Source organism: Pseudomonas sp. R2-37-08W (assembly GCF_003851705.1).
Taxonomy (GTDB): Bacteria; Pseudomonadota; Gammaproteobacteria; order Pseudomonadales; family Pseudomonadaceae; genus Aquipseudomonas.
Genome location: NZ_CP027728.1, coordinates 1591895 through 1615570 on the forward strand (window position 1 = coordinate 1591895; position 23676 = coordinate 1615570).

Consider the following 23676-nt stretch of genomic DNA (forward strand, 5'->3'; position numbering starts at 1 on the left):
TGGGCGATGATCGAACGCAAGTTGGTGATAAAAAACCGGCGTAAAAAAAACCGCCTCCGGTGAGGGAGGCGGTTTGTTTACATCGGCGCTATTAGAATAACTTCAGCGGCGGTGCTTCTTCTTTCACAGGCTCGTTCTTCGCGGTCTGCTCGTTCCAGCCACCGCCGAGGGCCTTGTACAGGTTGACCTCGCTGGTCAGCTGCGCCAGGCGGTCGGTGATCAGCGATTGCTGGGCGCTGAACAGTTGGCGCTGGGCATCGAGGAAGGTCAGGTTGCTGTCCACACCGATGCGGTAGCGACGCTCGGCCAGGCGGTAGTAGTCCTGGTTGGCGGCGACGAAGCCACGTTGTGCATCCAGCTGCTGCTTGTAGGTCGCACGCGCGGCGAGGCCGTCGGAGACTTCCTGGAAGCCGGTCTGGATGGCCTTCTCGTAGTTGGCCACGTTGATCTCTTTCTGGATCTTCGAGTAGTCCAGGCTTGCGCGCAGGCTACCGGCGTTGAAGATCGGGATGTTGATCTGCGGTGCGAACGACCAGGTGCCCGAGCCGCCCTTGAACAGGCCGCCCAGGTTCGGGCTGGCGGTACCGGCGCTGGCGGTCAGGCTGATGCTCGGGAAGAACGCCGCGCGGGCCGCACCGATGTTGGCGTTGGCGGCCTTGAGGTTGTACTCGGCCTGAACGATGTCGGGACGCCGTTGCAGCAGGTCCGACGGCAAGCCGGCCGGGACTTCGCTGAGCAGGTCATCCGACAGTGGCTTGCTGGCGATATTCGCCGGCAGGCCGGTGCCCAGCAGCAGGGTCAGGCTGTTTTCGTCCTGGGCCACCTGGCGCGTATAGCGGGCCAGCTGCACGCGGGCGTTTTCCACCGAGGTGCGCGCCTGACTGAGGTCGAGGGCCGAGGCCACGCCGACTTCGTTGCTGCGCGAGGTGAGCTTGAAGCTCTGCTCGAACGCGCCGAGAGTGTCCTGGGTCAGCTTGAGCAGTTCCTTATCGGCCTGCCAGGTCAGGTAGGCATTCGCCACACTGGCCACCAGGCTGATCTGGGTGCTGCGTCGCGCTTCTTCGGTGGCGAAGTATCGCTGCAGCGCTTCTTCACTCAGGCTGCGCACTCGACCGAACAGGTCCAGCTCATAAGAGCTGATCCCCAGGCCTGCCGAGTACTGGCTGGCAATGGTCGATTCGCCGGTCTGCGACAGGCGCGCCGGAGTACGCGAACGGCTGCCGCTGCCGGTGGCCGAGACAGCCGGGAACAGGTCGGCACGCTGGATCTGGTACTGCGCCGCATACGCGTCGATGTTCAGGGCCGCGACGCGCAGGTCACGGTTGTTCACCAGCGCGGTCTGGATCAACTGTTGCAGGGCAGGGTCATGGAAAAACTGCTTCCAGCCTTGCTCGGCAGCAGCCTGGCCCGGCGCCTGGGCCGACGAATACGCCGGCCCCTGCGGGAACTGCGCTGCTACCGGCGCTTCGGGGCGCTGGTAGTCAGGGATCAGCGAGCAGCCACTGAGCACGAATGCGGTGACGGCTAAGGAAAGTAGCGACTTGCTCATTGGCCAGCCTCTTTAGGAGTTTGCTTGGTTTCTGTCTTTTTACGCTCGCCAGCGGAGGACACGGTTGCGTAGAACAATGGCACCCAGAAGATCGCCAGCACAGTGGCCGTGATCATACCGCCGATAACGCCGGTACCGATCGCGTGCTGGCTGCCTGAGCCGGCGCCGGTGGAAATCGCCAGCGGCAATACGCCGAGCACGAACGCCATGGACGTCATGATGATCGGACGCAGACGCATGCGGGACGCCTCGATGGCCGCCTCGACGATGCCCTTGCCCTGCTCGTGGAGCTCTTTGGCGAACTCCACGATCAGGATGGCGTTTTTCGCCGCCAGGCCCACCGTCACCAGCAAGCCCACCTGGAAGAACACGTCGTTGGACAAGCCGCGCATGCTGGTGGCGATCAGTGCACCGATCACACCCAGTGGCACCACCAGGATCACCGCGATCGGAATCGACCAGCTTTCGTACAAGGCCGCGAGGCACAGGAACACCACCAGCAGCGACAGGGCGTACAGCGCAGGCGCCTGGGAGCCGGACAGACGTTCTTCGTACGACAGGCCTGTCCACGCGTAGCCGATGCCGGCCGGCAGTTCCTTGGCAATGCGCTCGACTTCCGCCATCGCGTCACCGGTACTGTAGCCAGGCGCCGGCGTGCCGAGGATTTCCATCGCCGCTACACCGTTATAACGCGAGAGCTTCGGCGAGCCGTAGATCCACTTGCCCGACGAAATGGCCGACAGTGGCACCATTTTCCCGGAGTCGGCGCGCACGTACCATTTGTCCAGGTCTTCCGGCGACATACGGCTGGCCGCGTCACCCTGCACATACACTTTCTTCACACGACCACGGTCGATGAAGTCGTTGATGTAGCTACCGCCCAAGGCGATGGCCAGGGTCTGCTGGATGTCCGAGAGGCTGATGCCCTGGGCGCTGGCTTTCTCGTCATCGACGGTCAGTTCGTACTGCGGCTCATCGTTCACGCCGTTGGGCCGCACGCCCGCCAGTATCTTGCTTTGGGCTGCCGCACCGAGGAACTGGTTACGGGCTGCCATCAGCTTGTCATGGCCGACACCACCCTGGTCTTGCAGGAACACGTCGAAGCCGGTGGCGTTACCCAATTCCAGAACCGACGGCGGCACGATGGCAAAAACCATGGCGTCCTTGAAGGTCTGCATGAAGTAGCCTTGGGCGCGCTTGGCAATCTCGAATACCGACGTGGACGCATCACGCTCGTCCCACGGCTTGAGCATCACGAAGGCCAGACCCGAGCTTTGACCACGACCGGCAAAGTTGAAGCCGTTCACGGTGAACACCGATTTCACGCCCTTGCCTTCGCCTGGCTCGCCTTCCTTGTCATGCAGCAGGAAGGCCCGCATGTCGTCGATGACTTTTTGCGTGCGTTCCGCCGAGGAGCCTACCGGTGTCTGCACCTGGGCAAAGATCACGCCCTGGTCTTCTTCAGGCAGGAACGCGCTCGGAATACGGGTGAACATCCAGATCATGCCGGCCAGGATCAGCACGTACACCAGGAAGGCCGGGATTTTGTGCTTGATCATCGCGCCCACGCCGCGCTCGTACTTGAGTACGCCGCTGTCGAAGGTGCGGTTGAACCAGCCAAAGAAGCCGCGCTTGGGTTGGCCGTGTTTTTCCGGGTCGATTGCCTTGAGCATGGTGGCGCAAAGGGCTGGGGTGAAGATCAGGGCAACCAGTACCGACAACGCCATCGCCGACACGATCGTGATGGAGAACTGGCGGTAGATCACACCGGTGGAACCGCCGAAGAAGGCCATCGGCAGCAGTACCGCCGACAGTACCAGGGCAATACCCACCAGGGCGCCCTGGATCTGGCCCATGGACTTGATCGTCGCTTCCTTGGGCGACAGGTGTTCCTCGGCCATCACCCGTTCGACGTTTTCAACCACGACGATGGCATCGTCCACCAGCAAGCCGATGGCCAGGATCATGCCGAACATGGTCAGGGTGTTGATGGTGAAGCCGAACGCCGCCAGGATCCCGAAGGTACCCAGCAATACCACCGGTACGGTCATGGTGGTGATGATGGTGGCGCGGAAGTTCTGCAGGAACAGGAACATCACCAGGAACACCAGCACGATCGCTTCGACCAGGGTGTGCACCACACCGGAGATCGATTCGGTCACCACCGGGGTCGTGTCGTACGGCACCACGGCTTTCATGCCAGGCGGGAAGAACGGTTCCAGGGACGCCACGGTAGCGCGGATTGCTTTACCGGTATCCAGGGCGTTCGCACCGGCTGCCAGTTTGATCGCCATACCGGAGGCCGGCTTGCCGTTGAACTGTGCACTGATGCTGTAGTTCTGGCCGCCCAGTTCGATACGTGCAACGTCGCCCAAGCGCACTTGGGAACCGTCGGCATTCACCTTCATCAGGATCTTGGCGAACTCTTCAGCGCTTTGCAGACGGGTCTTGCCGATGATGGTGGCGTTCAGCTGGGTGCCGGGCAGGGCAGGCAGGCCGCCCAGTTGGCCGGTGGCCACCTGCACGTTCTGGGCCTTGATGGCGTTGCTGACATCCACCGGGGTCAGCTGGAAGTTGTTCAGCTTGGCCGGGTCGAGCCAGATACGCATGGCGTACTGCGAACCGAACACCTGGAAGTCACCCACACCCGCAGTACGGGAGATCGGGTCCTGGATGTTGGACACGATGTAGTTGGAGAGGTCGTCCTTGGTCATGCTGCCGTCTTCCGACACCAGACCGATCACCATCAGGAAGTTCTTCACCGACTTGGTCACGCGGATACCCTGCTGCTGCACTTCTTGCGGCAGCAGTGGGGTCGCCAGGTTCAGCTTGTTCTGCACCTGCACCTGAGCGATATCCGGGTTGGTACCCTGGTTGAACGTCGCGGTGATGGTCATGCTGCCGTCGGAGTTACTGTCCGAGGCCACATAGCGCAGGTTGTCGATACCGTTGAGCTGTTGCTCGATGACCTGCACCACGGTGTCCTGCACGGTTTGTGCGGACGCGCCTGGGTAGGTCACCTGAATATCAATAGCGGTTGGCGCAATGGCCGGGTATTGGTTGATGGGCAACTTCAGGATCGACAGTGCCCCGACCAGCATGATCACCAGGGCAATTACCCAGGCAAAAATGGGACGGTCGATAAAAAATTTCGACATGGATTACTCCCCTTGACCAGCAGCGGCAGCAGGCGCTGCAGCAGTACCGGCGGGTTTGGCGTTGTCGGCGTCCTTGACCTTGACTTCAATGCCCGGCTTGATGAATTGCAGGCCTTCGGTGATCACGCGGTCGCCGGCGTCCAGGCCTTTTTCCACCAGCCAGTAGGCGCCGGAAGTCCGATTGGCAACCAGTACGCGTTGCTCGACCTTGTTGTCCTTGTTCACGATCAGTGCGGTCGGAATGCCCTTCAGGTCACGGGTCACGCCTTGTTGCGGCGCGAGAATGGCCTTGCTGTTCACACCGGCTTGCAGCTGGGCGTGCACGAACATGCCGGGCAGCAGCACATGGTCAGGGTTAGGGAACACGGCGCGCAGGGTCACGGAACCGGTGGTCTGGTCGACCGACACTTCAGAGAACTCCAGCTTGCCTGGGTGGCCGTAGTCGCTGCCGTCTTCCAGGGTCAGCTTGACCATGGCGGCGTTGTCGCCGGCTTTTTGCAGTTGGCCGCTTTCCAGGTCGCGGCGCAGTTTCAGCATTTCTGCCGAAGACTGGGTGACGTCGACGTAGATCGGGTCCAGTTGCTGGATCACGGCCATGGCATCGGCCTGGCCATTGCTGACCAGCGCGCCTTCGGTCACCGAAGAGCGGCCGATGCGTCCGGAAATCGGCGCGAACACCTTGGTGTAGCGCACATTGATCTGCGCGCTCTGCAGGTCTGCCTCGGCGGTCATGCGGTCGGCGACGGCAGTGTCGTATTCCTGGCGGCTGACGGCTTGCTCATCGACCAATTGCTTGTAGCGATCGGTGATCGACTTGGTCTGGGTCAGCTTGGCCTGGGCGCTCTTGAGTGTGGCCTCATACACCGACGGATCGATCTGGTAGAGCTGCTGCCCTTCCTTCACGTCGGCGCCTTCCTTGAACAGGCGCTTGAGAATGATGCCGTTCACCTGTGGGCGCACTTCGGCAATGCGGTAGGCCGTGGTGCGGCCTGGCAGCTCGGTGGTCAGGGTAAAGGCTTGCGGTTGAATGGTGACCACGCCGACCTGAGGGGTTTGAGCGGGCGGTGCCGCTTCTTCCTTTTTACATCCGCTGAGCAGCGATGCCAGGGCGACGGCAGTGACCAGAGCGGTAACAGCTGGCTTAAGTTGCATGAAGATCCTCGGGTCAGGCGCGCAGGGTGCGCACAAGAAGTGTGGAAGGGTGAAAAACAAGCTGTGAGTAGATAAGTAGCTTGCTACGCAATATACTTACGTTCATGGTTGTTTGTAAACTCTTGACAGGCAGGGCGGAATGTAGACAAAGCACCGTCCAAAGCCTCGATTTTAGTACGTTCGGCGCCCTTGACGGTGTCGTCCCACAATTATTCTGATGATCGTTCGCGTCTATTAACCTTGCGTTAACGATAGTCCCAAGTGTTCTGATTGAGGTTTTACTGCCATGGTTCGTCGTACCAAAGAGGAAGCTCAGGAAACGCGCAGCCAGATCCTCCAAGCTGCCGAGCAAGCCTTTTATGAACGGGGCGTTGCGCGGACCACGCTGGCGGACATCGCCGCTCTGGCGGGCGTGACGCGCGGTGCCATCTACTGGCATTTCAGCAACAAATCCGACTTGCTGCAGGCGCTGCTCGACACGCTGCACGAACCCTTGGACGAATTGGCCCGGGCGAGTGAAAGCGAGGATGAAGTCGACCCGTTGGGGTGCATGCGCAAGCTGCTGATTCATCTTTATCATCAAGTGGCTCTGGACCCGAAAACCCGGCGCATCAACGAGATCTTGTTCCATAAGTGCGAATTCACCGATGAAATGTGTGACATGCGCCGCCAGCGCCAGGCCCATACCCTGGAGTGCAACCTGCGCATCGGCCTGACGTTGCGTAATGCGGTGCATCGTGGGCAATTACCGGAAAATCTCGATACCGCCCGTGCAGCGGTGTGCATTCATGCCTTCATCCAAGGCCTGATCGGCCAGTGGCTGTTGGTGCCTGACAGCTTTCAACTGCATCAGGACGCCGAACGCTGGGTGGATGCCGGGCTGGACATGCTGCGCCTGAGCCCCAGCCTGCGCAATTGAGACAAAATGCGTAATTACGTCCAGTTGTGTCAACAGTAAAGCCTAAGGATGGTCAATCGTCCTTCTGCCTGATTGAAGGGATGACTTTATATACGCGCTGGCGGGCGGTTGATAGGTAGCGGCCTAAGTATTTTGTAGCGATTTTGTTGCGGTTCTGTGAAGCGATGTTTCCAAGGGGCTACACACAGGCAAAATGTGGGAGGGGGCTTGCTCCCGATAGCAGTGGTTCAGTCAACACTTCATTGACTGACAAACCGCCATCGGGGGCAAGCCCCCTCCCACATTGTTCCATGTTTCAGTCAGTTAGATCGGCAGCGTTGGGTAGTCGATATAGCCAACTGGCCCTTTGCCGTAGAAGGTTTCCGGGTGCGGCTCGTTCAGTGGCGCATCGGCCTTCAAGCGTGCCGGCAGGTCCGGGTTGGCAATGAACGGTATGCCGAAGGCCACCGCATCGGCCTTGCCGGCGGCCAGCCAGGCGTTGGCGCTGTCTTTGGTGAAGCGTTCGTTGGCGATGTAGACGCCGCCGAAGGCTTTTTTCAGTTGTGGGCCGAGGCTGTCCGCGCCTTCTTTTTCACGGGCGCAGATAAAGGCAATGCCACGCTTGCCCAGTTCACTGGCCACGTAGGTGAAGGTTTCCGCCAGGTTGGCGTCACCCATATCGTGAGCGTCGGCGCGCGGTGCCAGGTGCACGCCCACGCGGCCGGCACCCCAGACTTCGATGGCGGCATCGGTCACTTCCAGCAGCAGGCGCGCACGGTTTTCCAGGGAACCGCCGTACTGGTCGGTGCGCTGGTTGGTGCTGCTTTGCAGGAACTGGTCGAGCAGGTAGCCGTTGGCGCCGTGGATTTCAACGCCGTCGAAACCGGCGGCCTTGGCGTTTTCGGCGCCGGTGCGGTAAGCGTCGACGATGTCGGCGATTTCAGCGGTTTCCAGGGCGCGTGGGGTCGGGTAGTCGGCCAGTGGGCGCACCAGGCTGACGTGGCCTTTGGGCTGGACCGCGCTCGGCGCCACCGGGGTTTCGCCGTTCAGGTACGACTCATGGGAGATGCGCCCGACGTGCCACAGTTGCAGGAAGATCTTGCCGCCCGCGCCGTGGATCGCCTTGGTCACATTGGACCAGCCGCGAACCTGGTCGTTGGACCAGATGCCCGGCGTGTCCGGGTAGCCCACGCCCATGGGCGTTACGGAGGTGGCTTCGCTGAGGATCAGCCCGGCGGATGCGCGCTGTACGTAGTACTCGGCCATCAGCGCATTGGGCACGCGGCCGGCGTCGGCACGGCAGCGGGTCAGCGGCGCCATGATGATGCGGTTTTTCAGTTCCAGGTCGCCCAGTTTGATGGGGTCGAAAATAGTCGGCATTGGAAAGCACCTTTGTCTCAAGTTGATCAGTGGGTCGTGGGGGCCAGCTCGGCATCGCCGGGGGCGCTGAGTTCGGTGAAGAGCGCGGTGAGGAAGGCTTGGATCACGTCCTCATTGCGTTTGAAAAAATGCCACTGCCCGGCCTTCTGGCTGGTGATCAAGCCCGCCCGTTGCAACGTCGCCAGGTGGGCCGACACGGTCGACTGGGACAAGCCGCAGCGCTGGTCGATCTGCCCGGCGCAGATGCCGTATTCGTGATTGTGCAGTTGCTCGGGAAATTGCACTTTCGGGTCTTTCAGCCAGGTGAGGATGTCTCGTCGTACTGGGTGCGCCAGGGCTTTTATTATGTCGTCGAGGTCGAAGGGCATGGCAGAGGCTCGGTGTCGTAAAACGTTATATCGCGATGAGGCGAACCTTAAATCGTTATATCCCGATATACCAATATGATTTTGCTCTGAGGTCAGTCGAATTGGGTATATCGGGTTATAACGATACGTTGGCGGCGGTGGTAGACTGCGCGCCATGAATTATCTCGCACACTTGCACCTAGGCGGCCAACGGCCTGCGCAACTGCTGGGCAGCCTGTATGGCGACTTCGTCAAAGGCCGCTTGCAGGGCCAGTTCAGTCCCTCGATCGAAGCGGCGATCCAATTGCACCGTTCCATCGACCGCTTTACCGACAGCCACCCGTTGGTAGGGGAGGCGTTGTCGCGTTTCAGCCTGACCCGCAGGCGCTATGCCGGGATCGTGCTCGATGTGTTTTTCGACCATTGCCTGGCGCGGGACTGGGCGCGGTATGCCGACCAGCCGCTGGAGCACTTCACCGCGCAGGTGTACCGCGTGCTGGCGGCCGAACCGCAGTTGCCGGGGCGGCTGGCGCAGATTGCGCCATATATGGCGGCGGATGACTGGTTGGGCTCGTATCGTGAGTTTGCGGTGATGGAGCAGGTGTTGCGCGGGATTTCGCGGCGGTTGACCCAGCCCGAGGAGTTGGGATATGCGATGCAGGAGTTGCGTGTGTTGTATGAGCCGCTGAGTGAGGATTTCCGGTTGTTCTACCCCGAGGTGCAGAAATTTGCCCAGTCCCAACTGACAACGCAAAACTAATGTGGGAGGGGGCTTGCTCCCGATAGCAGTGTGTCAGTCACTGTATGTATTGACTGAACCACTGCTATCGGGAGCAAGCCCCCTCCCACATTTTGACCGTGCCCACTTCAGGCCGCATAGGCGGGGCGAGTGTCTTCCAATTCGGCTTCCGGCAACGGCCCAAACAACGCCCTCTGCACCGCCTGCTGCGCCTGATACGCCAGCGCCGCGCGTTCCTGTCCGGCGCAGGCAATCGGCTTGAGCAGGTGAATCTCCACATCGCCCTGGTCATGGGCAAACAGCCGCATCAGGTGCGACAGCAGATCATCGTCGCCAATGAACGGTGCCAGTGCGTCCACCTCGCCATTGCGCAGATAACGTATCGCCACCGGCTGCAGCGACACGTCCGCATCGATCGCACTGGCCAACAACCGCCCGTGAAACGTGCGCAGGCTGCGACCGTCCGTGGTGGTGCCTTCGGGGAACATCAACAGCGGGTGCTGTTGCTCCAGGTGACGGGTCATCTGTTTGCGAATCAACTGGCTGTCACCCGAGCCACGGCGGATGAACAGGCTGCCGGCCTTCGCCGCCAACCAGCCGGCCACCGGCCAGGTGCGCACTTCGGCTTTGGACAGGAACGACAGCGGCGTCACCATGCCCAGCAGCGGAATATCCGTCCAGGACACATGATTGCTCACCCACAGCATCGGCGTTTGCGGCAACTGGCCGTGCACCGTCACGCGAAAGGGCAGGGCGTGGGTCAACCGCGCCATGAAGAACCGCGACCAACGCTGGCGCCGCACCATCGAATTGGCCACGCCCAGACGCTCGAACAGGCCAAACACACTGGCCATGGTCAAGCCCAGCGCCACCACCAGCAGCACCCGGGCGATGCGCCCGTACACGCGCAGGCGGCCCATCACATGGCTGCCTTGAAGTGACGCGCATAGCGCGGGCACAGCTCATCGCGCTTGAGCAGGATGAACACGTCGGCCACCTGGAAATCTTCATCCCAGCACGGCTCGCCGCAAATCTTCGCGCCCAGGCGCATATAAGCCTTGAGCAGCGGTGGCATTTCGGCGATGACGTTGGACGGCAGGTCCATCGCCGGCAGGGGCTTTTTCGGCTCGGCGCGCAGGTGTTCATTGCACAGGTAGCGCTCGCGCAGACGCTGCATGATCGCGTGGGCCTGAATGCCACCGTCGTGCATCGGGATGCTCGCGCACCCCATCAGGTAGCTGTAGCCGCCCTCGTTGAGCACCTCGGCCAACTCGCCCCAGAGCACCGCGATGGTGCCGCCGTTGCGGTAGGCCGGGTCGACGCAGGTACGGCCGATTTCCAGGATCGGGCCCTGCAAGTGCAGCAGCCCATGCAGGCTGAATTCCTCTTCGCTGTAGAACCGGCCCAAGGTGCTGGCGGCCTGGTGATCGAGCAAACGGGTGGTGGCCACCAGTCGACCGCTGTTTAAGTCACGCACGCCGATGTGGCTGCAGTGAACATCATAGTCATCCATGTCCAGACCCAGTTCCGCGCCTTTCAGCTTGGCGTTGAACTCGCCGCTGAACACGTTGAACCGCAGGGCCTGGGCTTCCTGCAAGGCCGCGGCGCCAACCAGGCGTTCGGCTTGCAGGCGGCGTTCATTGCCGGTGTCGCTGATGCGGGCGAGCTGAGTCATAGCGAGTCTCCGAGTGCCGGCCAGGTTGTGCGGCCAGTCGACTTTGTTGTCCAAACTCAGGCTATGTAGGCTCGGTGTCATCTCCATGAAGTTACGGTGACGGTTGGATGACAGGCCCCTTGTCGTCAATCTGTCATCGGCCTGGATTAGGCTCGCGGGCTTGAATGCCCCTTGAGTTTGCGTCCATGGTCAAAGGCCTGCTGTGCGTTGTCTTGTTATTCATCACCGTGAGTGCGCGTGCTGAAACCTGGCCTGGCCATGACTGGGTGACGGGCAGGTTGATCGAAGGTCCTGCTGTCGACGCGCTGAATGCCTACGCATTCCCGCCCCGTGACGACAACACTCGCCAAGGTATTCGTACCGACGCGCTGTTGGTGATCCGCGACGGCCAGATCATCTATGAACGCTACGCAGCACCCACTAGCGCCAGCACGCCGCACCTGACCTGGTCGGTCAGCAAAAGCCTGATGGCGACCGTACTGGGGGTGGCCTACGGCGAAAACCGCTTCAAACTGAACGACCCCGCCGCGCGCTTTTACCCACCGATGAAGCAGCACCCCAAGGTGACGATGGCCGACCTGCTGCACTGGGCCTCGGGCTTGGACTGGCAGGAAGACTATGAATACGCGCCGCTCAAATCCTCGGTAGTGGCGATGCTCTACACCCGTGGCCGCGGCGATATGGCGCAATTCGCGGCCGAGACCGAGGCCGCCGATGCACCCGGCCAGGCTTTTCGTTACTCCAGCGGCGACAGCAATATTCTGTCGGCCGCGCTCAAAGGCATGCTCGGGCACAAGGCTTATATGAGCTACCCGTGGGAGGCGTTGTTCAAGCCATTGGGCATTCGCACTGCAACCTGGGAAACCGATGCCGACGAGACGTTTGTCGCCTCATCTTATGCCTACCTCACCGCCCGCGATCTGGCGCGGGTCGGGCTGTTGATGGCGCGGGACGGGCGTTGGGAAGAGCGACAATTGCTGCCCAAGGAGTGGGTCGCGTTCAATCGCCAACCCTTCGCCAATTACAAAGCGGGCCAGGATGAAGCCGTGCCAGGCGGGCAATGGTGGCTCAACCTGAGCACCCCCGCACCCTGGCCCGACGCACCGGCCGACACCTTCGCCGCACTGGGGCACTGGGGCCAGGCGCTGTTCGTGCTGCCCGACGAACACTTGGTCATCGTGCGCTACGGCGATGACCGCGACGGCAGCTACCGACATAACGAACTGCTCAAACGCGTGCTGGCGGCGGTGCGATCATGATTCGGCGCCATCCGCTTATCAGCGTTTTGCTGCTGTTGTTGCTCGTGTTGTTGGGCTGGGTGTGGCATGAGCGCATCAACCTGCAAGCCTTTCCCGACATCATCGCGGCGTACACGGCCAAGGAGTATTGCTCGTGTCGCTATGTGGAAAACCAACCCGCCGACTACTGCCGTGGCTATGTGAAGCAATACGTGCCGACCAGCGCTTTCAGTGATAATCCCGAGCGCAGTGAAGTGACGGCGAGTGGGCTGGGACGTACGCACACGGCACGGTGGCTGGGCGATCGTCAGGGCTGTCGCCTGAATCCCTGAAACCCACACATCACCCTTGTGGGAGGGGGCTTGCCCCCGATGACAGCGTGTCAGTCACAGGATGAGTTGCTGACCCACCGCTATCGGGGGCAAGCCCCCTCCCACATTGGATTTGCGCCGTTCGTGAGATTGCGCTTAAGGTTCATCCAGATTTTTTGCCCCATGAGCCTTTATGTTCAATTTCAAACCTTTGGTCTTTGCACTGCTGACCTGTGCCGCTGTGTCTGCCCATGCCGACTGGTACCTGGATAACGAGTCTTCACGCCTGTCCTTCGTCACCACCAAAAACACCGAAATCGCCGAAGTGCAGCGCTTCCTCGTGCTGCACGGCAAGGTCGACAGCCAGGGCGCGGCCCAGGTCCAGGTGGAGCTGGAGTCGATCAACAGTGGCGTCCCGCTGCGTGACGAGCGCATGCGCAAAGAGTTGTTCGAGATCAAGCAGTTTCCCGAAGCGTTGATCAGCACCCAGATCAACCTGCAACCGATCAATGACCTGGCCTCTGGCGCGCAACTGGAGTTGCGCCTGCCGCTGAGCATCACCTTGCATGGCAAGACCCAGACCTACACGGCCGAGCTATTGGCCACGCGCCTGGATGACCGGCGCTTCCAGGTGGTGACCCTGGAGCCGGTGGTGCTGCATGCCGAGGATTTTGACCTCGCGCCAGGCGTGGCCGCGCTGCGCAAGGTCGCAGGTCTTAAATCGATCAGTTTGTCGGTGCCGGTGGGTGCGGTGCTGATCTTTACGGCGCGCTGACGTGGGCGGCGCGGTGTTCCCGTGGCGCAGCGCCAACCGTTTCGAGTTGCTGATCGACGGGCCGAGTTTCTTCCCGCAGATGTTGGCCGGGATTGCGCGGGCTGAGCAGCAGGTCGATCTGGAGTTGTACCTGGTGGAAGCCGGCGCCTGCGCCGAAGCGATGGTGCAGGCGCTGGTGCTCGCAGCTGAACGCGGTGTGCAGGTGCGTTGCCTGTTCGATGATTACGGCAGCCTGGCGTTTACCCTCGGGCTGCGCAAGCGCCTGACCGACGCGGGTGTGGAGCTGCGGTTCTACAACCGCCTGAGCTGGCGGCGCTGGATGCGCAACCTGTACCGTGACCACCGCAAGGTGTTGTTGGTCGACCAGGGTATCGCGGTGGTTGGCGGCACCGGTGTGACGGATGAGTTCTGGACGCCGGGCCAGGACACCGCCGACTGGCATGAAGTGATGGTGCAGATCAGCGGTCCGCTGGTGCTGGATTGGCAGGCGCTGTTCGATCGTCAATGGCACGCCAACGCCGCCCGCCGCGAGTGGAAGCCCGCCACCCACTTTGGTTTGCCGCGTTTGCCCAAGGTGCCCGCGACCGGGCCGGGCCTGGGGCGGGTTGCCTATGCCGACGCCCGTCAGCATCGCGATATCCTGCAGTCGCTGATCCGCGCCTTGAACAGCAGCCAGCAGCGGATCTGGCTGGCCACCCCGTACTTCCTGCCGACCTGGAGCGTGCGTCGCGCGTTACGCCGGGCGGCGGGGCGCGGCGTCGATGTACGCCTGCTGCTCACCGGCCCGCGTACCGACCACCCATCCGTACGTTACGCCGGGCACCGTTATTACCCACGGTTGCTGCGCTCGGGGGTGCAGATCTTTGAATACCAGCCGTGCTTTTTGCACCTGAAGATGGTGCTGGTGGACGATTGGGTGAGCATCGGCTCGTGCAATTTCGACCACTGGAATCTGCGCTTCAACCTGGAGGCCAACCTCGAAGCGTTGGACCCTGAGTTGACGCAGGCTGTGGCTGGCAGTTTCGAGCGCGATTTCGCCCAGAGCCAGGCGATGAGCCTGCAGGCATGGAAGGCGCGGCCGCTGTGGCGGCGGGTGAAGCAGAGGTTGTGGGGGTGGGTCGACAGGTTGGTGGTCAACCTGTTGGATCGGCGAGGGTAGGGTGCCCCCCGCCTTTGGTTACTTACGCGGTTTAGAACTGCAACGAATACTGCGCCGTGATGTTCTGGTCCCGTGAACGCTCGCCGCGCTGTTGGCTGAAAGCCAGGTCCAGCGCGCTGTTGCGGCTCAGGCGTGCGGTGGCGCCCAGCTCCAGTCGTGTGCTGAGCCGATCCAGCGGGGCGCCGTTCACCTTAAAGGTGTAGCCGTCTTCCCAGGCCACTTGAGCCGCCGATTGGCGATCGCCGCCGGCATGGGTATAGGCCAGGCCGCCACGCAGTCTCAACCATGACGGGCCAGTCTGTGCCTGGGCCAAGTCGAGGTTCACGCGCACGCCGCCGGTGGTCAGTTTGACACTGTCGTTCGCGCGTTGGCCGCGCAGTGACGCCATGCCGCCGCGTTCGGTGAAGCCGTCGCTGCGCTGCTGCACAGTGGCCAGTTGCAGGTAGGGCTGCCAATCCCAGAAACCGTGATTGAAGCGATAGTTGGCTTCGGCGAACGCCTGCACGGTACGGTTGGTGTAGTCGGCAGACAGCCGATTCTCCACGCCTGGGAAGCTGACTCGGCGCTTGGTTGCGATCTGATGCTGCGCATAGGCGATGCCGCCGTACAGGCCCAGAGCGTCCCAGGTGTGCCCCACGTGCAGGCCCAACTGGTAGCTGTCGACACTCGCCTTGCCGCGAGCGCCGGCCTTCACGTCGCCAGTGCTGCTGCCCGCAACCATCCCCACGCGTGTGCCTTGTTCCAGCCGGTGATCGAACCCGACCAACAGGCCTGTGCTGCTGTGGGACGCGCGGGCGGTGTTGCTATTGCCTTGCAGTTGGCCGGTCTGGCGTGGCAGTTGCACCCAGGCGCCCTCGCTCAGTGCTTCGGCCTCGGTAGCGCTACGACCATGGGCGTTACGCTGCCGGTCGAGTACGGCTTCACGCACTACCCGGCTGTTTTCGATCAGTGCCGCCTGGGTACTGGCATGCAGCTCGCCGCTCAGTTGGTCCAGGGCCGAGGGGGCCTGCTCGGGGAACAGTGCGGTGAGGCGCTGCAGCAGCGGGGTCGGCGCGGCTTGAGCATCGGCGGCCGTGGCGACGGCGCGTTGGTTGGTGGTGTTTGCCGCAGAAGCCAGTGGCCTTCCACGCGCAAACTCGACCAGCAGGTTATTGGCTTGCTTGACTTGGGACACGCTGAGGAAGGGCGAGAACTCTCGATGGTCGATCGCGGCAAACTCGCCGCTCACGGCACCTTTTGCCTGGAGGATGCTGTATTGCTGGCCCAATGGGTAGGTGCCGGGTTGTGCGCTCAGGTACAGCGTGCCGCCGTTGACAGTGGCCTGGTTATCGACCTGCAGTTTTGCCGGCCGGCCCTGGCCGACCAGCTCGGCCATCAGGGTTGCGCCGGGTGCTTGACGGTAGTCACCTTCGACGGCCAAAGAGCCGTTCAGGCGCAGAACGCCGCCTTCGAGGTTCACATCGCCCTTGAGGGTGTTGTTGCCGGCCAGCTCCAGGATACCTGCGTTGAGCGTGGCCCCGGCAAAGCTGTTATTGCCGCTCAAGCGTAACCAGCCGGCGCCGCTTTTTTCCAGGCGCCCGGGGCCGCTGATATCGTTGCGCCAGTCGTCCCATGCGCCGCCTTGCCATACCACCGCGCCGCCGGCGGGGCGGTCCATGTTTACCTGTGTGTCCACCCGCAGTTGGCCGGGCCCGTCGATGGCTTTTTTCAGATCTATCAGGCCCCAGCCGTACACATCGTCGACGCCAGGCTCACCCAGGTCGGTGGCGGTGGTCAGCAACACATCGCGGATGTGCGGGTTGTCGAGGTAAGGGAAGCGCTCGATCAGCAATGCCAGTGCACCTGTTACGTGAGGCGCGGCGATGGAGGTTCCGGAAGCGGTGAAGTCTGTAAATTCGAGTTTGTCGCCGGTCACTGTAAAGCCGTCGGCGTCGCCTTCGTTGTCGTAGTGGGTTTCGGTGTGTATGGCCCCTGTTACCCCGGCAGAAGTGATATCCGTTCCCGGCGCCGCCAGGCACCAGTCCTTGCTGAAGCCACAGCGGTACGAACCATCGCTCAAGGTCAGCGCCTGGTTGACGTTGACCACGGTCAACCAATAGCGCTCGAGTTCGGCGACCGCGCGCGGCAGACTCGAATGAACCCCAGCAAAGGGTGCTGCTCGTGGTGTTGCGTTGGGGGTAAGTGTATTGCCCGCCGCCCATACCTGGAGCATGCCGTATTTGACGGAGGCGTCGGCTATGGCTCTGAGCTCTGCATAGCTGCGGGTATGGGTTTGATCCAATTCCTCGTCCAGTGCCGCCTCATCTGCCAAGGGGACTGTAGGCCCCCAGCTATGGTTGACGACTCGCACATTTTGCTCGTGCAGTTGGGCGTAGGCGGCGTTGACTGCCTCCGGTGTTGGATGGGTGACGCTGTACGGCCGCACACCGGGGCCGTCCTGGTAAGTGTTGCTGAATCTGCGCAACGCACTCACATTGGCCCCGAAGGCTACGCCATGGGCCCCGGCGCCATTTCGGTTGGCGAGTATGTTGGCGGCCACGAAGGTGCCGTGCCATTCATAGCGAGCTCCTGTGTTTCTAAGATAGTCATCCACTTGTTCGCGGGTGAAATCACCGTTGACGATTTCCTCCTCTAATGCGACCAAGGCTTCAGGCGGCAGAGCCTCAAGCACATGCGCGGCGGAACGATCACCCTCGCTGAAGAAGCAGCCACCGAACAGCACCGTATCGCTTTTACATCCGGGGTCTGCCAGGCGCACGCCGGAATGCGGTTTGCCGGCAAACTCGTCATGGCGCAAGTCGCTGCCGGAATCATAAACCCCCACTTGCACGCCCGCGCCACTCAACCCCCGGGCATAAGCGTAATCGGCACCGATGGCGCCCAGCCCCCAGCTTTTTTTGAACTCATCGCTGCGCCAGCTGGCGGCGTCGTGCAATCGACCCTGTTCGCTGTAGCTCGCGGCTTCAACGGGCATGCCCGGCAGACTCCCGAGCATGCACAGCGCGAGTGCTTTTCGCTTGAGCGCTGAGTAAAAAAGGATGTTGTAAATGGCCCGTGGGACGTTTTTCGTCGGCGACATAGTCCACCTGCACACTGATTTAGGGCAGACAGAGTGCGCGAGCAGGCAGGGGGTGGGATGTCGGAGGAAGCTGGGACTGTGGAACGAAACTTGACTTTATGTCGACGGCGACAGGTGTGGGTGCAAGCCCCCTCTCGCGCGAAAGAGGGGGCTGCGTGGGTTACAGCAACTCGAAAGTCTGCTGCTGCACAGCCTGGGAGTCCAGCCCGATCTGTACATTGAACTCACCCGGTTCTGCGGCGAATTTGAGCTGGCTGTTGTAAAACTTCAAATCTTCCTCGGTAATGCTGAAGTGCAGCGTGCGCTCCTCTCCCGCCTTGAGCATGACTTTCTGGAAGTTCTTCAGCTCTTTCACCGGGCGGATCATCGAGCCGGCTACGTCCTGGATGTACAGCTGCACCACGGTTTCGCCATCGACCTTGCCGGTGTTTTTCAGCGTGACGCTGGCGTCGAGCTTGCCGGTCTTGTTCAGGGTGGTGGACGACAGCGCCATGTCCGACAGGCTGAACGTGGTGTAGCTCAGGCCATAGCCAAACGGAAACAGCGGGCCGGTGGTGTCATCGAAGTACTGCGAGGTGTAGTTGCCCGGTTTGCCCGGCGTGAACGGCCGGCCGATGCTCAGGTGGTTGTAGTAGGTGGGAATCTGCCCCACCGAACGCGGGAAGGTGATCGGCAGTTTGCCCGACGGGTTGTAGTCGCCGAATAGCACGTCGGCAATGGCGTTGCCGCCTTCGGTGCCGGCGAACCAGGTTTCCAGGATGGCGTCGGCCTGTTGGTTTTCCTCGAGAATCGACAGCGGCCGGCCATTCATCAGCACCAGTACCAGCGGCTTGCCGGTGGCTTTTAGGGCCTTGATCAGGTCCCGTTGGCTTTGTGGAATGTTCAGGTCGGTACGGCTGGAGGACTCGTGGGACATGCCACGGGACTCGCCCACGGCGGCCACGACGACGTCCGCATTCTGGGCCGCCTTGACCGCCTCATCGATCAACACTTGCGGCGCACGCTTGTCATCCACCACTTCCGGGGCGTCGAAGTTGAGGAAGTTGAGGTAGTCGACCACTGCCTTGTCGTTGGTGATGTTGGCGCCGCGGGCGTAGATGATTTTGCCTTTATCGCCGATCACGGCGTTCATGCCATCCAGCAACGTCACCGACTGCTCCGGTTTGCCGGCGGCGGCCCAGCTGCCCATCATGTCGATCGGCGCCTTGGCCAGCGGGCCGACCAGCGCGATGGTCGCGGATTTTTTCAGCGGCAGCGTCTGGTTCTGATTCTTCAGCAACACCAGGCTGCGGCGCGCGATGTCACGCGCGTCGGCACGGTGCAGGCGGCTGTCGGCATAGGTATCGGCCGGGTCATCCTCGGCCTTGCCGATGCGCAGGTACGGGTCCTTGAACAGGCCCATGTCGTACTTGGCGCCGAGCACTTCGCGCACGGCGTTGTCGATGTCGCTCTGTTCGATCTCGCCGGACTTGAGCAGCCCCGGCAGTTCCTTGCCGTACAGCGTGTCGTTCATGCTCATGTCGATGCCGGCCTTGATCGCCAGTTTGGCGGCTTCACGCCCGTCCTTGGCCACGCCGTGCTTGATCAGTTCGAAGATCGCACCGTGGTCGCTCACGGCCAGGCCCTTGAAGCCCCAGTCCCTGCGCAGCAGGTCGTTCATCAGCCAGGTGTTGGCGGTGGCGGGCACGCCGTTGATCGAGTTGAGCGCTACCATCACGCCGCCGGAACCGGCCTTGATCGCCGCGTGGTAGGGCGGCAGGTAGTCCTGGTACATCTTGACCGGGCTCATGTCGACCACGTTGTAATCGCGCCCGCCCTCTACCGCGCCGTACAGGGCGAAGTGCTTGACGCTGGCCATGATGCTGTCGGCGTTCGCGGCGCTGGCGCCCTGGAACGCCTTGACCATGACTTCGGCAATGCGCGACACCAGGTACGTGTCTTCGCCGAAGCCTTCGGAGGTGCGGCCCCAGCGCGGGTCACGGGAGATGTCGACCATCGGCGCGAAGGTGATGTCGAGGCTGTCGGCGGCGGCTTCCTGGGCGGCGATGCGCCCGGAGCGGCCGATGGCGTCCATGTCCCAGCTGGAGGCCAGGGCCAGGCTGATCGGGAAAATCGTGCGGTGGCCGTGGATCACGTCGTAGGCGAAGAACATCGGGATCTTCAACCGGCTGCGCATCGCCGCGTCCTGCATCGGCCGGTTTTCCGGGCGAGTGATGGAGTTGAACGTGCCACCGATGCGGCCGGCGGCGATTTCCTTGCGGATCAGCTCGCGGGGCATTTCCGGGCCGATGCTGATCAGGCGCAATTGGCCGATCTTTTCATCGAGGGTCATCTGCTTGAGCAGGTCGCTGACGAAGGCGTCCTTGTCGTCAAGCGCAGCAGGCTTTGTTTCTGCCCATGCGGGGTGGCTGGCCAGAGTGGCAACAAGGCCGAGCAAACACAGCTTCTTCATGAATATCCTTTTTCGGCTCACTGCACAGCGGTCAGGCTGATCGGCCAAAATGTGGGGAGCGTCTATTGTTGTTCGGGTGTTGTTCAGATAAATGCAGCACACTCTGAACTCTTTTTCGCGCTGGGCATCTTTGTAGCTGATTGGCTCGAAGCATTCCAGTGGTGGCGGATTATGCCCCAAGCGCGTGGTTTATAGGGTTAGTCATCACATTCCATCCAGATTGGCAGGAGATACACCATGCAAGCAGCACAAGGTTACCGCTGGGGCTTGAAAGCCGCGGCGCTGTTATTGATCAGCAGCGTATTGAGCGGTTGCGGCATCAACAACATTCCGACCCTCGACGAACAGGCCAAGGCGGCCTGGGGCCAGGTGCAGAACCAGTACCAACGCCGTGCCGACCTGATCCCCAACCTGGTGGAAACGGTGAAGGCCTATGCCGCCCATGAGCAGGACACCCTGACCGCGGTGATTGAAGCGCGGGCCAAGGCCACCTCGATCCAGGTCGATGCCAGCACCCTCGACAACCCGGAAAAACTCAAGCAGTTCCAGCAAGCCCAGGACGGCCTCAGCGGCGCACTCAGCCGTTTGATGGTGGTGTCCGAACGCTATCCGGACCTGAAAGCCAACCAGAACTTCCTGGCCCTGCAATCGCAGCTCGAAGGGACTGAAAACCGTATCGCCGTGGCCCGTCGCGATTTTATCCAGACCGTGCAGGCCTACAACACCGAAATCCGCACCTTCCCAGGCCGCCTGTGGCACAGCGTGATGTACAGCGACTTGCCGATCCGCGCCACGTTTGAAGCCACCAGTGCCGATGCCGATAAGGCGCCGCAGGTGAAGTTCAAATAACGCTGCCTTGAGGTGTCGATGCGTTTATTACGGATAGGCCTGGCGCTGTGGCTGCTGGCCTGCGTGGGCATGGCCCAGGCGGCCCTGACCTTCCCGGCGTTGACCGGGCGGGTGGTGGACAACGCCCAGCTGATCGACCCGGCGGTGCGCCAGCAACTGACGCAGCAATTGCAGGCGCTGGAACAGACCTCCGGTGACCAGATCGTGGTGGTCACCGTGCCCGACCTGCAGGGCGTGCCGATTGAAGACTACGGTTATCAATTGGGCCGCCAGTGGGGGATCGGCCAGAAGGGCAAGGACAACGGCGCGCTGTTGATCGTCGCCCGTGACGAGCGCAAGTTGCGCATCGAAGTTGGCTACGGCCTGGAAGGCGTGCTGACGGATGCGCAGTCCTGGGTGATCATCAACCAGGTGATCGCGCCCAAGTTCAAGGCCGGCAATTTCAGCCAGGGCATCAGCGACGGTGTCGCGGCGATGATCCAGGTGGTGGGCGGTGAACCGCTGGCCGTGCCGGCCCGTGTGGCGGATCCGTGGTCCGCGCCGAAGGACAATCCCGCGCTTTCCATCGGTTTCTTCATCCTGCTGATCGGCGTGTTGTGGCTGTGTCATCGCATGGGCCTGCCGGTGGGCACTATCCTGCTGGTTATCCTCAGCCTCATCGGGCATGGTGGGGGCGGCGGTGGTGGCGGTGGCGGCGGTGGTAGTGGGGGAGGCGGCGGCGGTGGTTTTCGCGGCGGCGGTGGTGGTTTCGGCGGTGGCGGGGCGTCGGGCGGCTGGTAATGACAATAACGAGAAAAGAGCATCTACAACCATGGCATTACTGACTGAACACGAGCAGCGCCAAGTGGCCGAAGCGATCGCCCGGGTCGAGCAACAGACCGACGCCGAGCTGGTCACGGTGCTGGCTGCACGCGCCGATGACTACGCCTACATTCCGTTGCTGTGGGCCAGCCTGATCGCATTGGTGGTACCCGGGGTGGTGCATTACCTGTCGGGCTACCTGACCATGTACACCTTGTTGTTGGCGCAGTGGGCGACCTTCATTGTGTTGTGCCTGCTGTTTCGTCTGCCCAAGGTCACCACCCGCTTGATCCCTCGCTCGGTCCGCCACTGGCGCGCCTCGAACCTGGCACGCCGCCAGTTCCTCGAGCAGAACCTGCACCACACGCTGGGCAGCACCGGTGTGCTGATTTTTGTCAGCGAGGCCGAGCGTTATGTGGAAATCCTGGTGGATGAAGGCATCTCCAAACAGCTGGATGACAGCAATTGGGATGGCATCGTCAAGGCATTCACCCAGCAGGTGAAGCAGGGGCAGACGTTGGCCGGGTTCATTGCCTGCATCGAGGCGTGTGGGGAATTGCTCAAGGTGCATGTGCCGGTGACGCAGACGCGTAATGAACTGCCGAACCGTCTGGTCGTACTCGAATAGCCCAGCCAACAAAATTCCAAATGTGGGAGGGGGCTTGCTCCCGATGAGGGTGTGTCAGCTATAGATAAGCTGGCTGACACACCGCTATCGGGAGCAAGCCCCCTCCCACATTTGGATCTACTTTGGCTGTTGGAACGTACCATTGGTCAAATAACTCCGTGCCCTGGCCAGTTATCCCCCCTAAAATGCCCGGCATTCTTTGTCCGAGGCGCTTTTGTTCATGTCCGTCACCGCTCAACCTGCCAGCCCTGCGCCGGATCATCACGCCCAGTTCATCGAACTGCTGAGCGCAAGCCTGGCGCAGAACGCCTTCATCAAGCTGGTGCTGGCCAAATACGTGGGCACGGAAGCCGAACTGCAGCGGCTGATCATCAAGCCCGTGACGGTCAAGGAGCAGCCCTGCCTGTCCTTCGTATACCGCTACAAGACCCGCGACATTACCAAGAATTTCCCACTGGCGGACGGCGTGGCGGCGATTGCCGAGCTGCTGCCAGCCTCGTTCAAGAACGCACACTTGTTGTCGCTGACGGACGAAGCCCAGCTGGAATACAGCAAGAAGAACAAAAGCTCGCTGTTCAAAAGCAAGCCGCAACAATTGCGTGAGGCGCCATCTGCCGAGCATAACCGCGAGAAAAATCGCTTCCTCGACCTGAGCCGGCCGTTCCTTGCCGATCTGGGCGTGACCGACGCCAGCCAAGCGCTGATCCCGTCGATGTCGCGCAAGTGGAAGCAGATCAACAAGTTCATCGAAGTGTTCAGCCATGCGCTGACAGCCTCGCCGTTGCAGCTGGACCAACCCGTACGCGTCGCCGATTTCGGCTCGGGCAAGGGCTACCTCACGTTCGCGATCCATGACTACCTGCGCAACACCCTCAAGGCCGAAGGCGAAGTGACCGGTGTCGAGCTGCGTCAAGACCTGGTGACCCTGTGCAACGCCGCCGCCGCACGCCTGGAACACCCGGGGCTGGTATTCAAGTGCGGCGACGTGCGCAGCGTCGCGCCGAGCGAGCTGGACGTGATGATCGCCCTGCATGCGTGCGATATCGCCACCGACTACGCGATTCACACCGGCATCCGTTCCGGCGCGTCGATCATCATGTGCTCGCCGTGCTGCCACAAACAGATTCGCCTGCAGATCCAGAGCCCGGTGCTGCTCAAGCCGATGCTGCAATACGGCCTGCACCTGGGCCAACAGGCGGAAATGGTCACCGACAGCTTGCGTGCCTTGTATCTCGAAGCCTGTGGCTATGAGACCAAGGTGTTTGAGTTCATCTCGCTGGAGCACACCAACAAGAACAAGATGATCCTGGCGGTCAAACGCGCCGAGCCGGTGGACACTGCGCCGTTGCTGGAGAAGATTCAGGCATTGAAGGCGTTCTACCACATCACCGAACACTGTCTGGAAACCCTGCTGCGCGCCGATAGTTTCTTGAACTAAGCGCGGGGCCCATGTGGGAGGGGGCTTGCTCCCGATGGCGGTGTGTCA

The 23676-nt window shown here is 61.7% G+C and carries 19 protein-coding genes; 10 read left to right on the top strand and 9 right to left on the bottom strand.

Annotated elements, in window-relative coordinates:
• Window positions 1–91: 91 nt before the first annotated feature.
• The 3 genes from adeC to C4J93_RS07345 are packed head-to-tail and all read right to left on the bottom strand — an operon-like array spanning window position 92 to window position 5859.
• Entirely contained in the window at window positions 92–1549 is a 1458-nt protein-coding gene (gene adeC / locus C4J93_RS07335) for an AdeC/AdeK/OprM family multidrug efflux complex outer membrane factor (RefSeq protein WP_124361680.1), read from the bottom strand.
• Entirely contained in the window at window positions 1546–4707 is a 3162-nt protein-coding gene (locus tag C4J93_RS07340; RefSeq protein ID WP_124428975.1) for an efflux RND transporter permease subunit, read from the bottom strand. Before C4J93_RS07340 ends, adeC begins: the two co-directional genes overlap by 4 nt.
• A 3-nt stretch (window positions 4708–4710) precedes the next feature.
• Entirely contained in the window at window positions 4711–5859 is a 1149-nt protein-coding gene (locus C4J93_RS07345; RefSeq protein ID WP_124361682.1) for an efflux RND transporter periplasmic adaptor subunit, read from the bottom strand.
• 286 nt (window positions 5860–6145) lie between these two features.
• Between C4J93_RS07345 and C4J93_RS07350 the strand changes: the two genes are divergently transcribed.
• Window positions 6146–6778, top strand: a complete 633-nt coding sequence (locus tag C4J93_RS07350; protein WP_124369923.1) for a TetR family transcriptional regulator — start codon at window positions 6146–6148, stop codon at window positions 6776–6778.
• Window positions 6779–7081: 303 nt separating this feature from the next.
• On the opposite strand, the gene C4J93_RS07355 is transcribed toward C4J93_RS07350, so the two are convergent.
• The gene (locus tag C4J93_RS07355; protein WP_124361684.1) at window positions 7082–8137 is read right to left on the bottom strand and encodes an alkene reductase; all 1056 of its coding nucleotides are present in this window, start codon (window positions 8135–8137) and stop codon (window positions 7082–7084) included.
• A 26-nt stretch (window positions 8138–8163) separates the two neighbouring features.
• Entirely contained in the window at window positions 8164–8505 is a 342-nt protein-coding gene (locus C4J93_RS07360; RefSeq protein ID WP_124361685.1) for a helix-turn-helix transcriptional regulator, read from the bottom strand.
• A gap of 154 nt (window positions 8506–8659) precedes the next feature.
• On the opposite strand from C4J93_RS07360, the gene C4J93_RS07365 reads away from it, so the two are divergent.
• Window positions 8660–9244, top strand: a complete 585-nt coding sequence (locus tag C4J93_RS07365) for an ACP phosphodiesterase (RefSeq protein ID WP_124428976.1) — start codon at window positions 8660–8662, stop codon at window positions 9242–9244.
• Between the two features lie 107 nt (window positions 9245–9351).
• On the opposite strand, the gene C4J93_RS07370 is transcribed toward C4J93_RS07365, so the two are convergent.
• Complete coding sequence (locus C4J93_RS07370) at window positions 9352–10143, bottom strand: 1-acyl-sn-glycerol-3-phosphate acyltransferase (protein WP_124428977.1); 792 nt, start codon at window positions 10141–10143, stop codon at window positions 9352–9354.
• Window positions 10143–10898, bottom strand: a complete 756-nt coding sequence (gene olsB, locus C4J93_RS07375) for an L-ornithine N(alpha)-acyltransferase (protein WP_124366177.1) — start codon at window positions 10896–10898, stop codon at window positions 10143–10145. Before olsB ends, C4J93_RS07370 begins: the two co-directional genes overlap by 1 nt.
• A 185-nt stretch (window positions 10899–11083) precedes the next feature.
• Between olsB and C4J93_RS07380 the strand changes: the two genes are divergently transcribed.
• From C4J93_RS07380 to C4J93_RS07395, 4 genes are all read left to right on the top strand, one after another.
• Window positions 11084–12157 carry a serine hydrolase gene (locus C4J93_RS07380; RefSeq protein ID WP_124430853.1) on the top strand — a complete coding sequence of 358 codons (1074 nt, stop codon included), beginning with the start codon at window positions 11084–11086 and terminating at the stop codon, window positions 12155–12157.
• On the top strand, window positions 12154–12468 hold the full coding sequence (locus C4J93_RS07385; protein ID WP_124428978.1) for an amidase: 315 nt from the start codon (window positions 12154–12156) through the stop codon (window positions 12466–12468). Before C4J93_RS07380 ends, C4J93_RS07385 begins: the two co-directional genes overlap by 4 nt.
• 172 nt (window positions 12469–12640) lie before the next feature.
• A complete protein-coding gene (locus tag C4J93_RS07390) occupies window positions 12641–13222 on the top strand; it encodes a YceI family protein (protein ID WP_124428979.1) in 582 nt (193 codons plus the stop codon).
• 1 nt (window position 13223) lies between these two features.
• Window positions 13224–14381 (top strand): phosphatidylserine/phosphatidylglycerophosphate/cardiolipin synthase family protein, encoded by a 1158-nt coding sequence (locus C4J93_RS07395; protein WP_124369930.1) that lies wholly within the window; start codon window positions 13224–13226, stop codon window positions 14379–14381.
• A 31-nt stretch (window positions 14382–14412) separates the two neighbouring features.
• On the opposite strand, the gene C4J93_RS07400 is transcribed toward C4J93_RS07395, so the two are convergent.
• Window positions 14413–17355 carry an autotransporter domain-containing protein gene (locus C4J93_RS07400; protein ID WP_164485236.1) on the bottom strand — a complete coding sequence of 981 codons (2943 nt, stop codon included), beginning with the start codon at window positions 17353–17355 and terminating at the stop codon, window positions 14413–14415.
• A 265-nt stretch (window positions 17356–17620) separates the two neighbouring features.
• Complete coding sequence (bglX, locus tag C4J93_RS07405; protein ID WP_124366183.1) at window positions 17621–19912, bottom strand: beta-glucosidase BglX; 2292 nt, start codon at window positions 19910–19912, stop codon at window positions 17621–17623.
• 237 nt (window positions 19913–20149) lie between these two features.
• On the opposite strand from bglX, the gene C4J93_RS07410 reads away from it, so the two are divergent.
• The 4 genes from C4J93_RS07410 to C4J93_RS07425 all read left to right on the top strand — a co-directional run bounded on the left by C4J93_RS07410 (window position 20150) and on the right by C4J93_RS07425 (window position 23628).
• Window positions 20150–20761 carry a LemA family protein gene (locus C4J93_RS07410; protein WP_124361693.1) on the top strand — a complete coding sequence of 204 codons (612 nt, stop codon included), beginning with the start codon at window positions 20150–20152 and terminating at the stop codon, window positions 20759–20761.
• Window positions 20762–20779: 18 nt separating this feature from the next.
• The gene (locus C4J93_RS07415) at window positions 20780–21541 is read left to right on the top strand and encodes a YgcG family protein (protein WP_124369932.1); all 762 of its coding nucleotides are present in this window, start codon (window positions 20780–20782) and stop codon (window positions 21539–21541) included.
• Between the two features lie 31 nt (window positions 21542–21572).
• Window positions 21573–22190 (top strand): TPM domain-containing protein, encoded by a 618-nt coding sequence (locus C4J93_RS07420; RefSeq protein WP_124366185.1) that lies wholly within the window; start codon window positions 21573–21575, stop codon window positions 22188–22190.
• 220 nt (window positions 22191–22410) lie between these two features.
• The gene (locus C4J93_RS07425; RefSeq protein WP_124428981.1) at window positions 22411–23628 is read left to right on the top strand and encodes an SAM-dependent methyltransferase; all 1218 of its coding nucleotides are present in this window, start codon (window positions 22411–22413) and stop codon (window positions 23626–23628) included.
• The last annotated feature ends 48 nt before the right edge of the window (window positions 23629–23676 follow it).

Coding starts and splice junctions, on each gene's coding strand:
- adeC (WP_124361680.1), bottom strand. CDS start 1,549: ATGAGCAAGTCGCTACTTTCCTTAGCCGTCACCGCATTCGTGCTCAGT.
- C4J93_RS07340 (WP_124428975.1), bottom strand. CDS start 4,707: ATGTCGAAATTTTTTATCGACCGTCCCATTTTTGCCTGGGTAATTGCC.
- C4J93_RS07345 (WP_124361682.1), bottom strand. CDS start 5,859: ATGCAACTTAAGCCAGCTGTTACCGCTCTGGTCACTGCCGTCGCCCTG.
- C4J93_RS07350 (WP_124369923.1), top strand. CDS start 6,146: ATGGTTCGTCGTACCAAAGAGGAAGCTCAGGAAACGCGCAGCCAGATC.
- C4J93_RS07355 (WP_124361684.1), bottom strand. CDS start 8,137: ATGCCGACTATTTTCGACCCCATCAAACTGGGCGACCTGGAACTGAAA.
- C4J93_RS07360 (WP_124361685.1), bottom strand. CDS start 8,505: ATGCCCTTCGACCTCGACGACATAATAAAAGCCCTGGCGCACCCAGTA.
- C4J93_RS07365 (WP_124428976.1), top strand. CDS start 8,660: ATGAATTATCTCGCACACTTGCACCTAGGCGGCCAACGGCCTGCGCAA.
- C4J93_RS07370 (WP_124428977.1), bottom strand. CDS start 10,143: ATGGGCCGCCTGCGCGTGTACGGGCGCATCGCCCGGGTGCTGCTGGTG.
- olsB (WP_124366177.1), bottom strand. CDS start 10,898: ATGACTCAGCTCGCCCGCATCAGCGACACCGGCAATGAACGCCGCCTG.
- C4J93_RS07380 (WP_124430853.1), top strand. CDS start 11,084: ATGGTCAAAGGCCTGCTGTGCGTTGTCTTGTTATTCATCACCGTGAGT.
- C4J93_RS07385 (WP_124428978.1), top strand. CDS start 12,154: ATGATTCGGCGCCATCCGCTTATCAGCGTTTTGCTGCTGTTGTTGCTC.
- C4J93_RS07390 (WP_124428979.1), top strand. CDS start 12,641: ATGTTCAATTTCAAACCTTTGGTCTTTGCACTGCTGACCTGTGCCGCT.
- C4J93_RS07400 (WP_164485236.1), bottom strand. CDS start 17,355: ATGCCCGTTGAAGCCGCGAGCTACAGCGAACAGGGTCGATTGCACGAC.
- bglX (WP_124366183.1), bottom strand. CDS start 19,912: ATGAAGAAGCTGTGTTTGCTCGGCCTTGTTGCCACTCTGGCCAGCCAC.
- C4J93_RS07410 (WP_124361693.1), top strand. CDS start 20,150: ATGCAAGCAGCACAAGGTTACCGCTGGGGCTTGAAAGCCGCGGCGCTG.
- C4J93_RS07415 (WP_124369932.1), top strand. CDS start 20,780: ATGCGTTTATTACGGATAGGCCTGGCGCTGTGGCTGCTGGCCTGCGTG.
- C4J93_RS07420 (WP_124366185.1), top strand. CDS start 21,573: ATGGCATTACTGACTGAACACGAGCAGCGCCAAGTGGCCGAAGCGATC.
- C4J93_RS07425 (WP_124428981.1), top strand. CDS start 22,411: ATGTCCGTCACCGCTCAACCTGCCAGCCCTGCGCCGGATCATCACGCC.